This window comes from Brevibacterium sp. LAARM3_SD1, assembly GCF_057364765.1.
On the sequence record NZ_JBNFOL010000003.1, the window covers coordinates 71,350 to 86,548 of the forward strand.

General features: G+C 61.2%; 13 protein-coding genes. 5 read left to right on the forward strand and 8 right to left on the reverse strand.

All coding sequences use genetic code 11. From position 1 onward, the window contains the following. Positions 1–15: 15 nt before the first annotated feature. The 5 genes from AC2W7L_RS02265 to AC2W7L_RS02285 form a co-directional block, all read right to left on the reverse strand. Positions 16–2,136 carry an acyltransferase family protein gene (locus AC2W7L_RS02265; RefSeq protein WP_486003091.1) on the reverse strand — a complete coding sequence of 707 codons (2,121 nt, stop codon included), beginning with the start codon at positions 2,134–2,136 and terminating at the stop codon, positions 16–18. Between the two features lie 163 nt (positions 2,137–2,299). Continuing rightward, the gene (locus tag AC2W7L_RS02270; protein ID WP_262778371.1) at positions 2,300–3,223 is read right to left on the reverse strand and encodes a glycosyltransferase family 2 protein; all 924 of its coding nucleotides are present in this window, start codon (positions 3,221–3,223) and stop codon (positions 2,300–2,302) included. Beyond that, on the reverse strand, positions 3,220–4,050 hold the full coding sequence (locus AC2W7L_RS02275; RefSeq protein ID WP_486003092.1) for a CDP-alcohol phosphatidyltransferase family protein: 831 nt from the start codon (positions 4,048–4,050) through the stop codon (positions 3,220–3,222). Before AC2W7L_RS02275 ends, AC2W7L_RS02270 begins: the two co-directional genes overlap by 4 nt. A gap of 64 nt (positions 4,051–4,114) precedes the next feature. Beyond that, on the reverse strand, positions 4,115–4,504 hold the full coding sequence (tagD, locus tag AC2W7L_RS02280; protein ID WP_039206950.1) for a glycerol-3-phosphate cytidylyltransferase: 390 nt from the start codon (positions 4,502–4,504) through the stop codon (positions 4,115–4,117). Positions 4,505–4,607: 103 nt separating this feature from the next. Next, entirely contained in the window at positions 4,608–5,876 is a 1,269-nt protein-coding gene (locus AC2W7L_RS02285) for a CDP-glycerol glycerophosphotransferase family protein (protein WP_486003093.1), read from the reverse strand. Between the two features lie 134 nt (positions 5,877–6,010). On the opposite strand from AC2W7L_RS02285, the gene AC2W7L_RS02290 reads away from it, so the two are divergent. Then, on the forward strand, positions 6,011–7,141 hold the full coding sequence (locus tag AC2W7L_RS02290) for a magnesium and cobalt transport protein CorA (protein ID WP_486003094.1): 1,131 nt from the start codon (positions 6,011–6,013) through the stop codon (positions 7,139–7,141). Here AC2W7L_RS02290 and AC2W7L_RS02295 read toward each other — a convergent pair. Together AC2W7L_RS02295 and AC2W7L_RS02300 are read right to left on the reverse strand one after the other, a co-directional pair. Then, positions 7,125–8,504 carry a glycosyltransferase gene (locus AC2W7L_RS02295; RefSeq protein WP_486003095.1) on the reverse strand — a complete coding sequence of 460 codons (1,380 nt, stop codon included), beginning with the start codon at positions 8,502–8,504 and terminating at the stop codon, positions 7,125–7,127. The two genes, AC2W7L_RS02290 and AC2W7L_RS02295, sit on opposite strands and share 17 nt — an antisense overlap. Before the next feature lie 594 nt (positions 8,505–9,098). Beyond that, on the reverse strand, positions 9,099–9,869 hold the full coding sequence (locus AC2W7L_RS02300) for a CPBP family glutamic-type intramembrane protease (RefSeq protein WP_486003096.1): 771 nt from the start codon (positions 9,867–9,869) through the stop codon (positions 9,099–9,101). A 126-nt stretch (positions 9,870–9,995) separates the two neighbouring features. Here AC2W7L_RS02300 and AC2W7L_RS02305 point away from each other — a divergent pair, with 126 nt between their 5' ends. The 4 genes from AC2W7L_RS02305 (at position 9,996) to AC2W7L_RS02320 (ending at position 12,611) form a co-directional block, all read left to right on the forward strand. Next, positions 9,996–10,871: a glycerophosphodiester phosphodiesterase gene (locus tag AC2W7L_RS02305; protein WP_486003097.1), complete on the forward strand. Its 876-nt coding sequence runs from the start codon at positions 9,996–9,998 to the stop codon at positions 10,869–10,871. Between the two features lie 91 nt (positions 10,872–10,962). Next, on the forward strand, positions 10,963–11,724 hold the full coding sequence (locus AC2W7L_RS02310; protein ID WP_486003098.1) for a dihydrofolate reductase family protein: 762 nt from the start codon (positions 10,963–10,965) through the stop codon (positions 11,722–11,724). Further along, the gene (locus AC2W7L_RS02315; RefSeq protein ID WP_486003099.1) at positions 11,721–12,230 is read left to right on the forward strand and encodes a flavin reductase family protein; all 510 of its coding nucleotides are present in this window, start codon (positions 11,721–11,723) and stop codon (positions 12,228–12,230) included. The genes AC2W7L_RS02310 and AC2W7L_RS02315 overlap by 4 nt, the downstream gene beginning before the upstream one ends. Before the next feature lie 162 nt (positions 12,231–12,392). Further along, positions 12,393–12,611 carry a hypothetical protein gene (locus AC2W7L_RS02320; RefSeq protein WP_486003100.1) on the forward strand — a complete coding sequence of 73 codons (219 nt, stop codon included), beginning with the start codon at positions 12,393–12,395 and terminating at the stop codon, positions 12,609–12,611. 68 nt (positions 12,612–12,679) lie between these two features. On the opposite strand, the gene AC2W7L_RS02325 is transcribed toward AC2W7L_RS02320, so the two are convergent. Next, on the reverse strand, positions 12,680–15,190 hold the full coding sequence (locus AC2W7L_RS02325) for an ATP-dependent DNA ligase (RefSeq protein ID WP_486003101.1): 2,511 nt from the start codon (positions 15,188–15,190) through the stop codon (positions 12,680–12,682). Positions 15,191–15,199 lie beyond the last annotated feature (9 nt).

Here is a 15,199-nt window from a genome sequence, read left to right on the forward strand (position 1 = left end):
TAGCGGCAGCAGTTCTCAGTCGAATGTGCCGAGTCCTGTCTTGCGGAGGCTTGCATCGAATTGCGGGGCAAGAGTCTGCGCATAGGTCGCGGTGATATGAGCGGTATCGAAGTAGGTGATGACTCCGCCGATGACCGGCTCGCATCGTCCGTCCGGACAGAACCAGTCCTGGGGGTAGATGACCGACAGATTCTTCGAATCAATTGTCCTCGCCGAGGCGGCAAGGGGATCCATCCAGTGCCATGACTCAGGAGTACCGGAGCACTGCTCGAGGTCGTCTTCATGTTTGGCAACACAATCCGGCACGGTGACATCGGCCCCGCCCGGGTATGGGGTGTCCCGAATGACCACGACGTCCAAATTAGCATCAACCCAGCGCTGCAGGATCTCACGATGCCCTTCAGGTGCCTTCTTCTCGGTTTCTTCCCAATCCATGCCTTCCAGCGGCGTAGATTGCCGCTCCGACGTGATCACTGCATCGAAGCCGCCTTCGGTCGTTCTCTTCGAGACCCAGTCCGCGTAGCCCTGGCACCCCTTGGTTTCGTCCGGCGTCGACAGGTCCTGGGGCAAGGTCGAAATGCTGCAATTCGAGGCGAGGAACGTCGTGATCGTCAGATCATGCTCGTCGGCCAAGCGCTCGAGCGTCGGCAGCCAATGACCGGCATGCGAATTTCCGACGAGTGCGACATGCTTCGACCCGTCTCCATACGTGCATTCCGGTTTGCTCGCATACGGTGCGCTGGCCCAACAGCCATCAGCATAGGCCTTGGACTTGTCCTTTTTCGCCGCAGCGGGTTCCATCTGCAGCGAGTCCTTGTCTTCGCAGTTGGGATTGTCCTTGGCGCTGGGAAGAAGAATCCCCGCGCCGAGACAGGATTCGGGGTCGTCCAGCTGGGCCTGCAGCTTGTCCTCGTTCTCTTCGACAATAGTGTTGGCGACGACCATCTGGCTGAAACCGAGTGCAGCGACCAACGCCATGGCAAGTGCCGCAAACGCGAAGGTCTTCTTCGAACTGCTGAAGAACGAAGATCTGCGGAATCGGTTCTCTACCCAGGTCGTCGAAGCCCATGCGGCAATGATCGAGGCCAAGATGATGGCGATATTGTCCAGGACGCCGAGGCTCTCCGAGCGTCCGAGCTTGGCTGAGAGGTAAGGCACAAGAACAATGAGGGGCCAATGCCAGAGATAGACGGAGTACGAGATATCTCCGAGGAACCGGATCGGCCGCAGCGACAGCAGCGGAAGCACTGATGCCCGGCCCCGGGAATCGGCAAGGATGACAAGCGCCGTTGACCCCACCGGAACCAGCGCGATGGAGCCGGGAAACGGCATGTCTGCGCGGATGAGGAAGGTGGCTGCCACAATTCCGGCGAGGCCTATCCAGCCGAGCAGAGAGCTGAACGGGAGGCGCTTTGGTCGAACGTAGAGAACGAAGACGGCAACCAGCCCGCCCGCGGCCAGTTCCCACATCCTGGTCGGGGTGATGAAGTAGGCCATCGCCGGTTCGGCAGCCGTGTACCAGATAGAGAAGACGAGCGAAGCAAGAAAGATTCCGAGGACGGTGAAACCGACGATCCTCTTGGACCGGCCGAACTTGGTCCCTACGAAGAACGCCAAACCGATGATCATCGGCCAGACGAAATAGAACTGTTCTTCGACGGACAGCGACCAGAAATGTTGGACCGGCGACGGAGCATTGTCCGCAGCCAGATAGTCGACGCTGGATACGGCGAAGTCCCAGTTGACGACGTAGAGCCCTGCGGAGAGGATCTGGCGTCCGGTATCGGCCCAGATCGATTGTGGAGCAACCAAGAAGGTTGCGATGCCGACGAGGAAGAGGACGAGCAGCGATGCTGGAAGCAGCCGCCGGACCCGTCGTGCCCAGAACTTTGCCACATCGCCCCAACTCCGTGGAGGGGACTTGATGAGGTGGCTGGTGATCAGGAACCCGGAGATGACGAAGAATACGTCGACACCGACGAACCCGCCGACGAATCGATCGGGCCACAGGTGATAGAGCAGAACGATTCCCACGGCCAGAGCGCGCAGCCCTTGGATATCGGAACGGAATCCCGAGGGTTTGGGCGCGCTCGACCTCTGTGGGGAGTTTTCAGCGACGGGGGCTGTCGACTGCATCAATCGGCTCCACTCAGTTTCTCAGTCGGTTGGTTCGGACCCGACTGCGGTCCCTGTCATTACTCGTTCCGGTCGTACGCGGCAGACAGTATGCTCTCCGGGGGACTCCCCCGGTCTGGTTCCTGCTGCTATGACGCGCACCGTTCGCCTTGGCGGCGTGAAGTTACACGATCGGCGGCCTGCCATGCCGAGACATTCGAAGCACACCTCTTCTTGACAGCTTCTGCCGGTCTTCATCTTGACCCCATGGGTCGAGGCGCCATCCGGCGCGCCACCCTTCCATCCAGGCTTTGAGCTGATGCGGCTTGTTGGCCCACTTGATGAATTGCATCAACGTCCAGGAGCCCACGTATGCCCAGCTGAAGGGCCACGGCAGATTGCGCCGCGCCAACCAGACTCGATTCCTCGCGTTCATGTAGAAGTATTCGTCGTGGCGCCTCGGATCGATCACCGGGTGGGCGACGGCGAGGTCGCCCATATACCAGACGATGTAGCCAGCGTCCCAAACCCTCCAAGCGAGTTCGATGCCCTCGTGTGCATACCAGAATGGCGCCGGCCATCCCCCGCATTCGTCGAAGGCTCGACGCTGCATGCAGACTGCGCCTTCCCACACTGAGAACACGTTCGATGAGTGGTCGGCACTTCCCTTCTTCAGTCTGGGAATCCACCGTTTCGGCGCATCCGGCCCACCTGGCTCCTCGACCCTCGGCTGGATCAGTCCGATCTGCGGCTTTGTGCGCATCAGCTGGGCCATCCGCATCAGCGAAGTGTCATCCGGCAGCCACGCGTCATCGTCGAGGAAGAACAGAAATTCGCCATCGACGTGAGGAACGCCTGCATTGCGACCGGCAGGGATTCCGAGGTTCTCCGGCAGTCCCAACTTCTTGACCTGGTCCGGAATGCCTTCCGGCTCCCATCCATTACCAACACAGACGATGTCGAGATCGACGCCCTTCTGCGCCAGCAGTGACTCGAATCCTCGGTTGAGATCGTCCAGCCGTTTGCCCTGACTGAGCACGACAACACCGAAGGTGTAGCGTTTGCTGTCTTCGAAGCGCTGGGAAAGAATCCGTGATGATTCGCTCATGACAGCCTCCTTGATGCCATGATCGACATGAAGTGTCCGATGACCGAAAGCAGGCACAGCGGAGCCATGATGATGACGAGCCACCGTTCGCCGAACAGTGGTTCGGCGCCCGCCGATACGGCTATCGCGGTGACGATGCTCGAGGCCAATGCCATCAGAGACATCTCAACGGAGTGGAAGATGCGGTGGAAAGGCACGAACCGAGCGATTCGTTTGAGCGAGGAAACGACTCCCGGGTTGAGCGCTGTCGCCTCTTTCGAATCCGCGAGTTTGTCGAGTCCGTTGAACGCGCGGGAGACATGAACCATGTCGTTGAGAGCTTTGTTGAGAAGCACCAAGCTGGCCAGGATCGTTCCTGCGAGCAGCAGCGGATAGGAGCCTGCGGGATCGTCGACGAGGTTGTTCCATTCCCCCACTGCCCGCAGTCCGAGTGCGACCGCGACCAGACCTTCGGTGGTGTAGTGGCCGACCTTGTCGAGGAACACGCCTTTTGCTCCGCTGGTGCTTCGCCACCGAGCGACCTCACCGTCACAGCAGTCGATGTACATCTGCACCTGGGAGAAGAAGACGGCAAGTACCGCACCCCAGATGCCCGGAATCAGCAGGCTGAAGGCGATGCACCAACCGGCCAGGATCATCAGGCCGGTGACTCCGTTGGCGGTGATCTTCGTACGCACGAGAAGCATCGTGAAATAGATCGAGATATGCCGAAGGTAGAGCTGCGCCGTCCAGTGCTCGGCGTTCTTCCGACTGCGGACTTCCGGAGGCTGTGCCTTGGCCCGAAGCTCCGACAGCGTCGGATGGTTCGCCGAAGACTTTTCGGGCACGTCCGTTCCTCTCAGATCCATGATGGTGTCCAGTCACGATAGCGCGAAGCCCGCGCCGTCACGGTCAGGACTTGCCCAGCTCGCTCTTGATCCGCGTCGTCGAGATCTCAGGAGTGCGCGGCAGATAGACGACCTCGCACTTGTCCTTGAGGAAGTCGAACTCCCCTTCCCAATCGTCGCCCATGACAAAGGTGTCGATATGGTATTTCTCGACGTCGGTCGACTTCTGCTCCCAATTGTCTTCAGGAATGACGAGGTCGACATAGCGGATGGCTTCGAGCATGTGCTTGCGCTCTTCGTAGGAGAAGTACGACTTCTTTCCCTTGCCAGCGTTGAACTCATCGCTCGACAGAGCGACGACCAGGTAGTCTCCCTGCTCTTTGCACCGTTGGAGCAGTCGAATGTGCCCGTAATGGAGCAGGTCGAATGTTCCGTAAGTGATGACTCGTTTCATGGCTGATTCCGTTCAGAGGTCGAAGCTCACCTCGTGAGCCGCAGATTTAGTTCCGCGTTAGTTTATCATTCTGTTACTTAAAGTTTAGAAAACGTCACACGGGTCACTCAGCACGCTTTACGCGACGTTCGTCCGTCCGAATCCCGATCACACGTTCGCTCGACTGAATGAAGCGAGCGGTCTGCTCACCAGCCGCGGTATCACCTAAGTAGAACTGCGCCAGTTCAGAGACCAAGCCGCATCGCGAGATGGCTTCGTCGATGAGGTCGACGACACTTTCCCCGCTCATCGAGTCGACGGCAGGGCAGCGATCGAGGAGTCCTCCTTCGAGCACTTCGGCGTCTGGCCCGTATGGCTTGACCATCACGAGGGGTTTTCCGGAGGCAAGCCAGTCGAAGGCGACCGACGTCATCTCGACCACGGCGAGGTCGGCCTCGTCCAATTGCCACGACACGTCTGGACTCTTGTCGAGGAATCCCCGCGGATCGGATTCGACGATCTCCGCCACGTCTTCGACAGCCTTCTCGAATTCGTGGCACATCACACCGGTGCGCGGGTGCGGGCGGAAGATCACTCGGTAACCGGCTTCCAGCAGCGAAGTGACGATCTGTGTTCCGTTGTAGGCGATGGTGCCGTACGCCATTGACGGGGAATCACCCTCCCACGTCGGGGCGTAGAAGACCGCCTTGCCGTCAGGGTGTTCGGCTTCGAACTCTTTCCATTCGGGCGGGATCGATCGCGGACGATCCAGCTGGGGCCGCCCCACATCGAACATGCGATCGTCGCTCATGCCGTACAGAGTCTGCTCGATTCGCTCTCGGGCCGCCTGACCTGCGGTGAATACGTAGTCGTAGCCCTTGAGCTGGTTGGAGATCATCGAGATCTTCTCGCTCTCACCGTGGCTGAGGTGCACATGAGCCGGTTCGGGATAGCGGAGGGCCTGAAAGTTGCTTGTCCCCTGGTTGACATAGAACACTGCCCGCAGACTCGGTGCCTGCATGAACTCGTCCAGTCCCTTCGTCAGGCGTGAGAAGCGGACAGGAAACGAGGTGACGCCCTTGAGATGTCTGGCGACGAGTGAATTCCGGACGATGATGCCGAAGGGACGGTCCCCGAAGCCGAGGTCTTTCAGTCGGGACTCGAGCTGTTCGAACGGCCACAGCCACTGTTCGAGCTGGTAGACAGAGCTGAGGTCCCCGGCAAAGTACGCTGCCGCAACGAATGCGTCGTCGTCCTGAGGATGGAAGTCATCAGATAGCCGAGATTCACGAACACGCTCACGCAGTCTCTGCGCGGCGAGCTTGGCCACTGACTGCGCGAACGAGGCACCACGAACTGCGGTGTGCGGCAATTCTGCCGGTAGGAAGGTCATGGAGACTATTGTGCATGCCTATCTGTGCTCCCCCTGAATACGCCTCCGTTCCAGGTGAACGGATGCCCGATCGACAATCGACTCATTCATCGACAATCGGCTATTTTTGGGTGAGATTCTGCGAAAGGGAGTACATGTCACCTGAAAGTCGGCAGCGGTTCGAACGGTCGTCTCTGCGGAAGCGTCCTTCGACCACGCCCCACGACAACGTCGCTCGGGAGACCACGCTGTTCAGCCGGCAGATCATCAACAGCGAACCCCAGGAGCTGACAACTGCGTCGACCTTCAGCGACGCATTGGCCGCGCATACTTCGGAGGGCACACCGACAGAAACGACCGGGTCGATCACTCAGGTGGTTATTCCGCGCTCCACTCCCGAGCTCCTCAACGAGATCGCCTCTGCGTGGGATCTCCATCCGGTTCTCATCGACGACCTATTTCATGCGAATCAACGGGCGAAGGTCGAACGCTACGACGATGTCCTCTTCGTCGTTCTGAAATCAGCGGTCTACATCGACGCGAAAGAGGAAGTCGAGTTCAACGAGTTCCACCTTCTCATGAAGGATGATGTGCTCGTCATCATCTGTCAGGGAGACCGCTTCATCGACGGAACACCGATTCCGGCGGACACCAGCGGAGTCCAGGAGTACTTCACGAACGAGAAGCGCAGCTGGGCGAAAGACCGCGAACTTCTCACGCTCGGACCGGAAGCGCTCATGTACCGCCTGCTCGACACCGTGGTCGACGGGTACTTCCCTGTTCTCGATGGACTGCAGGACGACAAGGACGGGATCGAGAGACAGGTCTTCAGCGGGGACACTGCCGCTGCCGAGCGCATCTATCTCCTCAGTCAAGAAGTCATCGATGTCCTTCACAACTCCACCCACCTCAATCGGCTGACGCAGGCGCTCGGCAACGGCGCCGCCAAGTACGCGATTCCTGACGACCTTCGCGCCTACCTCGACGACGTCACAGATCACCTCACCAGAGTTCTTGCCGAAGCCGGCGAACTGCGCGAGGCCTTGTCCCAGATCCTCAACGTCAATTCCACGCTGGTCGCCCAACGACAGAACGAGGACATGAAGAAGATCTCCGGCTGGGCCGCGATCCTCTTCGCCCCCACCCTCGTCGGAGCGATCTACGGAATGAACTTCGACGATATGCCCGAACTCCACTGGGCGTTCGGCTACCCGATGGCGCTGGGTCTCATGCTCGGACTAGGTGTTGTGCTCTACGCCGTCTTCCGCGTCAAGAAGTGGATGTGAGTCCGGTTCGGATGAAGCGACCGCTGAAGTTTCCGTACTTGGTCGAATAGAGATGCAGCTTATCTGAAGACGTGAAAGCTGAGTCTTCGGCACAGGTTATACGGACTCTTTCGAAGCCTCGGTCGAAGACGAGGTCGAGGGAGAAGTCAACATATCCGTCGGCGATCGCACCGATCCGTGTATGTGGAACCTCGGCCGTGATCAGATCTCCGCTCCGGTCGGCTTCGACTCGTCCGAAGAAGGTTCCAGTCCGCGACTTCCAAGAGACGAACATCTGCTCGGGTATGTTTTCCCCAAGGTCGGACGCTCTCAGGGCGATGGTAATTCCGTTCGCAGTGACTTCAGCAGTGTGAATTTCTGCGTGAGCGTTCTCGGCACGGACGATTGGGGCGAACGGCTGTGCCGCCAGCACCTCTCCCCACCGTCGGACGATGGGATCGTGAAAGAAGTCCGCGGCCCGCGCGACGGCGTTTCGGCGCATCGTCGTAACCTCGCCCTCTGACAGCGACAGGAATGTCGAGATTGCAGCGGACAGTCCTTTGACGTCGCCAGGTGCGACGAGGAATCCGCTGACCCCGTGTTCGATGATGTCTGCGGGGCCGAAGTCCACCGCATAGCAGATGGGGATGCACCCGGCCGACATGCTTTCCAACACCACCAGCCCTTGGCCTTCGAATCGACTCGTCAAGAGACTGAACGAGCTGGAGAGAAAGTTCGACTTCGCTCCATCCACGTGGCCGTGCAGTCTGACGCGGTCGACTGCGTCTTTGCTCTCGATGAGCTCGGTGAGCATCGGTCTGTCTTCGCCGTCCCCGTACACGTCGAGTGTTATCTGCTGATCATGGGCTGCGACGTCCGCAATGACTGCGATCGCGTCTTCCACGCGTTTCTGAGGCGACAGGCGAGCAATCATGGAACCTTTGTGGCGAGGCCGTGGTCGGTCGGGGTCTCCATGCAGATCGTCCGTCAGGTTCGACACCGTCATGAGCTTTCCAGCTGACAGATCCAGCCCCTCCATTGCGTATCTCTGCGAATCGGTGAGCGTGGTCGTCACATCGAAGGCGTCAAGATGGCGGAGGTAACCGAATTTCTCTTCAGCCAACGCCCCTGTGGCCTCATCATCCGCATCGGCAAGAAAGTGATTGTGGTTGACCATGCAGAGAACCACATTGTCGCGCCGATACTCGTGGATGAAATTGCCGACGAAGGCCGAGTCACAGATGAGGTATGCAGGCTTGTCCCCGATGACGACGTCGAGCCATGCCTGATAGAACTCTCGCGCCGTTGACCATTGCGCGATCACATTCTGCTCACGGTCGAACAGCGTGATCCGGCGACCGCCTCGGCGTCCGGCCTTCTTCATGTCCTGACGATCAATGACAAACAGATGCCCGCGATCATGGTATCTGTCAGCCTGGAGCAGTCTTCCTTCGGAATCTTTCCTCAGTTCAGTCCATTCCTGACCGGTCCGATCCAGGACATCATCAGCCGCTGATGGATCGGGTTCGATCGTGCCGATCATTCGCCGCAATTTCCGGTCGGACCACGTTGTGAGGTCCTGCCACAGGTTGCGGATCTTCACCCTGCGATCGATGGCCCCGGCCTCACGGAGCTCGCGCTCCCGGTCAAGGCCTTTCATCTCCGGACTCAGAGTCAGAATCTCCACGTGCCGATTGTCGAGTCGAGCGAAAGCGGAGCTTCGCTCGAGCGCGACCGTGGTCATGCCTCCGTAGTCATAGCCGATTGTCCAGGTCAGGGTGAAGTAATTGCCTTCGGGCAGGAGACCACGATGAGGGAAGCGGTGGGGATGAGAGCGCCTCGGAGATGCTTTGGGGATGCTGTTCACTACAGAAATATAAGTCGAGCGTGACAGCCCCGACCGTCGACACACCACAACTGATAGGTGATATGCATTTCACGAGGCACCTTTGCGCATTCGGCTGCACAGGGCCGTTCACTATGCGGCCGGCCGGTCGAAGAACAGTCTGCGTTCCCTGACGAGGATGATCACAGAGAGGACGAGCATCAGGCCGGTCTCAATGATCTTCGAGTCTGGGTCGGTCATGAAGATCTCCGCGGACATATTCGCCGAGGCGTGGAAGATCACCGGGACGAGGATACTGCGTCCGCACCGAAAATACAGCCAGTTCATCACGAGCACGAACGCCACCATCGAGACCGGGAAGTTCAAGGTCTGCAGTACACCTGATTCGACGACCTCGTTCTGGTAGTAGCCGTCGATGAACGACAGCGGCACATGCCACAGCGCCCAGATGAGTGTGAAGAGCATCGACGCCGAGAACAGCCGCATCTTCCTCACCAAGGTGTCGGTGCCATAGCTGTGCCAGGCGAGCTCTTCGATGACGGCGGCCCCGATGAGCGTCACCCAGACCGGCATCAGCCCCGTGGAGAAGGTGAACCCTCCCCGCAATCTGAACTGACCTGGGTCGTAGCCGAAGAACAGAGACAGCCCTTGAGCTGCCATCAGGGTCACAGGAACCAGGAACACCGCCGCGACAAGGAACGGCCACCGTGCAGAACTCGGCCACTTCAGCCTATTGACGATGTCGGCTCGCAGCTCCGGCCGGTGCCGGACAAGAGCGAAGACCACGGCAAGAGGGGCGAACAGCCCCGCTAATGACAGCGCCAGGGTCGCGACGAGCACGGTCTGATTCTGCTCCGGCAGATGACTGAGGTAGGCGGCCGCGAACCAGAACGCCCACGGCACGCGGACGGACGGCAGTGGGCGGCCGCCTCGGCGAGGTCATTCATTTCCCACCCGTTCGTCCACTCTGCCGATGACGTTCACAGCACCTTTGCCGCACGGTCGCCTGCGCTTCGTAGCGTCGCGGACGTGAATACACAGAGAGAGACATCCACACGCACCCGTCCGTTCACGATTCTCGCCACTGCCGTTCTCGCGGCTTCGGCCACCTTCGGTGCCGGCCTCGCGCCCGCGGCCGCCACCGGGCTCGGATCCGCCGGTGAAGCACCGGGACTCGGCTCCCCCAGCGATTTCACCACCCCTGACAAGGTCGCCGACATCGAATTCCCGACGACGATCTCCCACCGAGGCGGCGCCAACGTCTACCCGGAAGAATCCATGGAAGGATTCACCGCCTCGGCGAAGGACGGATTCCTCCCCGAGATGGACATCCAGTTCCTCGAAGACGGCACCCCCGTCCTCATCCACGACGACACCGCAGACCGCACCCTCAACGGCGTGACCGGACCCATCCGGGAACTCAGCCGTGAGGAATGGGACTCGGCCACGATCAAGCACCCGGTCGGCGGAGAGGAAGCCGCCACCGTCACCCTCGACGAACTACTCGACGAAATGGGCGGCGAGGTCGTCCTGGTTCCCGAGATCAAGCCCGGGGCCACCCCCGAGGAGGTCGACCGGGTTCTCGACGAATTCGACGAACGCGGACTCAAGGACTCCCTCGTCGTCCAGTCCTTCGACTTCGAAGCGGCGAAGACGATCGCCGACCGCGGATACACCTCGCTCTACCTCATGGGCTCGACCATGCCGAAGGAATCACCGGCCGAGATCAAGGACGCCGGAATCGAATGGGTGGGACCGAGCAAGAAGCTGCCGACGAACAAGATGCGCGAACTCGACAAGGCCGGCTTCCATGTCGCCCCGTACACGCTCGAGACCGCGAAGGACGGACAGCGCCTGCCCGGGTTCATCGACGGCTACTTCACCGACGACGCCTGGACGGACTGAGTTCCCCGCACCGATAGCCAGTCAGCGGGATCCGGGAGAGGGTCGGAAATTCAGCGCCGCGAGTGCCCGCGACGTTGAGTAGACTGCACGAATGGAGCCTCTCGAACGCGGCACCCCGATCCCGGACCCGCTGACACCCTATCTCGAGGTCAACCGCTCCCAGCCGCGGCACGAATGCTGGGTGACCGGTCACATGGTCGCCGGTCTCGACGGAACCGCTGCCATCCACGGGCGCGTCGGCGCGCTGTCGACAGAGCCCGACCAGGACCTCTTTCGACGGATGCGGCAGATCGCCGATGTCGTCATGGTCGGTGCTCAGACCATCCGCAATGAAGGCTATGCCCCGATGCACCTGGACGAGTCCGCCCGAGTCCAGCGTCGAATACGGGGACAGTCCGAGATGCCGCCGGTAGCCATCGTCAGTCGCAGTCTCGACCTCGACTGGTCGTCACAGGTCTTCGCCGAAGCACCCGAACACGCACGCACCATCGTCATCACGTGCGCCAAGGCCGATCCAGTGCGGCTGGCGGCCGCCGAACAGGCGGCCACGGTCATCATCGCCGGTGAGGAGCGGGTCGAACCAGCCGCCGCTCTGCAGGCCCTTGCCGGTCTCGGCTACCGGGTCGTCCTGTGCGAAGGCGGACCCCGGTGGCTCGGGGAGCTCGTCGCCGCAGACCGCCTCGACGAGCTGTGCCTGTCGATCTCACCAATGATGGGCGGCGATGCGCTGCCCGTCAGCGTCGCGCCGCCGGGAGCCGGCATCGCACAGTTCTCGCTGAAGTCGACGATGGTCGCCGATGACACTCTCTTCCTCCGCTACGAATCGAAGACAGCAGACGAGGGACGATCATGAGCACCTCCGGGCTCGACGACCTCATGGGCTCGGTCGATTCCCCGCTCATCGTCGTCACCACCTCGGCGGAGGGCGAACGTGCCGGATGCTTAGTCGGATTCCATTCCCCGGCGAGCATCGATCCGGAGCACTACTGCTTCTGGCTGTCGAAAGCCAACCACACCTACCGGGTGGCGCTGCGTTCCGAGCGTTTCGCCGTCCATTTCCCCACCACCGCGGACAGCGAGCTGGCCCGGTTTTTCGGGTCGCGCTCCGGATCGGAGACGGACAAGTTCGCCGGTCTTGACTTCACCGTCACCGAGGATGGGGTGCCGTTGCTCGCGGACCTGCCCAACCGTCTCATCGTCGAACGCATCGCGATGCTCGACGACGGGAGCGATCACGTCTGCCTCACTGCACGTGTGATCGCGACCGAGTTCGGGCAAAGCTTCACTCCCCTACGGCCTTCTCAGCTGGGGGACCTCAAGCCCGGGCATGGCAGCGACGAACGGGCAATCCGCCCTTAAGCCGGCCGTCAGGGCACGAGAGGCACCTCCAGCAGAGGACTTCGTTCTGGCGCGCAGGGCACCGCCGGTCCCGAACCGCTCTCAGATGGCGAAGAAGCCTTTCGGGGAACTGTTCCGCGGATACTCGAAGCAGATCACCATGCTCATGGCCTGCTTGCGGTGATGATGATCGTCATCACGCCGTTGGGGCGGCTGACAGATTCCATCGGGCTCATCGGCACCCACTTCTTCAACGAGACTGCCGGCCGGCCCATCGACGGTACGACACCACCCGGTTCCGAGGACGAGAAACTCGCCGAGATGGGCTATGACCTCATCGGCTCCAAAGACAACCCCACCGACGGCCACTCCGGCATCGGTGACAAGCACACCTCACGCTGAGGTGCCCCTCACTTCCGATTGCCGAAGAAAGGTCTTTGAGGATCGGAGCAGAATCAGCGTCGACTGGTTCAGACTCGGACGTCCTCTGCGTCGATGTCGGAGCGCAGGCCGCGCCAGACCGGGTGCCGCAGGCGCCCGGCCCCGGTCAGGCCCGAGAACCGGACCTCCCCGACGAGGTCGGGTCGCACCCAGTGGGCCTCTCGCGACTCGTCGGCCGGCACGGTGAGCGCCGGCGTCTTCCGAGACCGGCGATCGAGACTGGAACGCAGACTCCGCAGGGCGGCCTCGTCGAACCCGGTGCCCACACGCCCCAGGTAGACGAGGTCGTCGCCGTCGTGGGCGGCGACCAACAATGAGGCGAAGCTGTCAGAGCGTTCGCCTTCTCCGGTCCGCCAGCCGACAATGATGACATCTCGGGTCGAGGCATGCTTGAGCTTGGCCCAGGTGCGAGTGCGCTTTCCGGGAAGATAGATGCTGTCGGTCCGCTTCGCCATCACCCCTTCGAGGCGAAGCTTCCGGCTGGACTCGAAGGCGGCATCGACGCTGCCTTCAAAAGCATCGGGCACCTGGATGTGGTCACTTTCGGCCACGAGTTCGAACAGACGTTCGCGACGTTCCGTGTACGGTTTCCGCAGCAACGAGGATCCGTCGGCATGGAGGACGTCGAAGAGCATGAGGTAAACCGGGGTGCGTCGCCGCTCTCGTTCGACATCGCTCTCCCGGCTCAACCCCATTCTGCGCTGGAGTCTCCCGAAATCCGGTCTGCTGCCCTGTCCGAGAGCGACGATCTCCCCGTCGAGGACGCAGTCGACATCGACACAGTCGACCAACTCGCGAAGCTCCGGATAAGTGCTCGTCATGTCACGACCGTTGCGGCTGGTCAGCTCAACGCTGCCGTTGCGGTCCCCGTCACCCGGCTGCACCCTCGCCAGAGCGCGGATGCCGTCCCACTTCATCTCGAAGGCCCAGTCCTCGGCTTCCCTGCGCACGGAGTCGATGTCGCCGATGCTCGCAAGCATCGGAGACAGATCTGTGGGCAGAGCCTCCTTCTTCGAATTCTTCAAGACTTGCTTGCTCGAGGAACGACCAGTCGGCGTGCTCTTCTTCGAGGAACGGTCTGCCGCCGACTGCTTCTTCGGCTGGTCCTCCATGAGGTGGATCATCCAGTTCTTCTCCGGGTCCTTGTTCGGACCGTGGCCCCTGGTGTTGAACAGTGCGAACCGCCGCACTCCCCCGAGGCCGCCGTCCTCGCGCCCGTGGAGGACCGCGATGATCTCCTTGCCCTCCTGCCACTTCTCGATGTCGCAGGTTCCGGAGTCCCAGATCTCCACGTCGCCGGCTCCGTACTCCCCATTCGGTATCGTGCCTTCGAAGCTGCCGTATTCGAGGGGATGGTCCTCGGTCTGTACCGCCAGGTGGTTCTTCCCCGGGTCCGTCGGCGGCCCCTTCGGCAGGGCCCAGGAGACCAGCACACCGTCGTGTTCGAGTCGGAAGTCCCAGTGGAGGCTCCTCGCATGGTGTTCCTGGATGACGAAGGTCAGTTCGTCCCCGCTCGTTCCCTGTTTCGCTGGCACGGGTTCGCTCGTGCGCTTCGGATCCCGTTTGGACCGGTAGATTTCCAGCCGGTCGCGCTCGTCTTCCGGCGCCGAGGCGGTTCCTCCGACCGCCTCCGCGAGGGGTTCGAGAAGATCCCCGAGGTCGTCCACGCGGTCGAGGACCTCCTCGAAGCGCACCTGCTCGACGGTTGCCGGATCATCGAACTCGTCCCAACTGCGGGGAGCGGCGACCATTGGGGTGAAGCGTCCGCGCAGCGAATACGGGGCGACCGTGGTCTTGGACGCCGAGTTCTGCGACCAATCGATGAGCACCTTGTTCTCCCGCAGCGCCTTCTTCATCGCTGAGACGATGAGATCTTTGTGGTCGGCCTCCAGGGTGCGGGCGAGCTCATGGGCAACATCGGAGACCTCCTGCGAGCTCGCCGATCCGTCCAGCGGTGCATAGAGGTGGACGCCTTTGGACCCGCTGGTCACCGGGTATGCGTCGAGTCCCATGCCCTCAAGCAGTTCACGCACGAGCTGAGCCACCTCGATGCAGTCGGCCAATTCGCGTCCCGGACCAGGGTCGAGGTCGAAGACCATCCGGTCGGGGTACCTGTTCTCGGAATCGATCGTGCCGGGATCCTTCGACCCGGCACTCACCCTCCACTGAGGCACATGGATCTCGAGCGCGGCCATCTGCGTGAGATACGTCAGCGTCGCGAGATCGTTGACCAGGGGATATCGTTTGGTGCCGGTGGAATGTCGGATCGCGCGTGTCCGGATCCACGACGGAGCGGATTCGGGCAGGTTCTTCTCGAAGAACACATCCCCCGGATCATCGGGAGTGCCGACACCGTCGACCCAGCGTTTGCGCGTGGCGATCCGGTCCCGGGCATGGCGGATGAGGTGCGGGGCGATCGTGGCACAGTAATCGAGGATCTCGCCCTTGGTCGTGCCGGTCTCCGGATAGAGGACCTTGTCCAGATTGCTCAATGTCAGCCGATGGCCCTCGACCGTCACCTTCTGCTCGCGGCGTGCCATTGGGCACCT

Bases quoted from the DNA above. Each gene is read 5' to 3' on its own strand.
- AC2W7L_RS02290 (WP_486003094.1), top strand. From the start codon at position 6,011: ATGTCACCTGAAAGTCGGCAGCGGTTCGAACGGTCGTCTCTGCGGAAG.
- AC2W7L_RS02285 (WP_486003093.1), bottom strand. From the start codon at position 5,876: ATGACCTTCCTACCGGCAGAATTGCCGCACACCGCAGTTCGTGGTGCC.
- AC2W7L_RS02315 (WP_486003099.1), top strand. From the start codon at position 11,721: ATGAGCACCTCCGGGCTCGACGACCTCATGGGCTCGGTCGATTCCCCG.
- AC2W7L_RS02295 (WP_486003095.1), bottom strand. From the start codon at position 8,504: ATGAAGAAGGCCGGACGCCGAGGCGGTCGCCGGATCACGCTGTTCGAC.
- AC2W7L_RS02270 (WP_262778371.1), bottom strand. From the start codon at position 3,223: ATGAGCGAATCATCACGGATTCTTTCCCAGCGCTTCGAAGACAGCAAA.
- AC2W7L_RS02320 (WP_486003100.1), top strand. From the start codon at position 12,393: ATGATGATCGTCATCACGCCGTTGGGGCGGCTGACAGATTCCATCGGG.
- tagD (WP_039206950.1), bottom strand. From the start codon at position 4,504: ATGAAACGAGTCATCACTTACGGAACATTCGACCTGCTCCATTACGGG.
- AC2W7L_RS02265 (WP_486003091.1), bottom strand. From the start codon at position 2,136: ATGCAGTCGACAGCCCCCGTCGCTGAAAACTCCCCACAGAGGTCGAGC.
- AC2W7L_RS02325 (WP_486003101.1), bottom strand. From the start codon at position 15,190: ATGGCACGCCGCGAGCAGAAGGTGACGGTCGAGGGCCATCGGCTGACA.
- AC2W7L_RS02310 (WP_486003098.1), top strand. From the start codon at position 10,963: ATGGAGCCTCTCGAACGCGGCACCCCGATCCCGGACCCGCTGACACCC.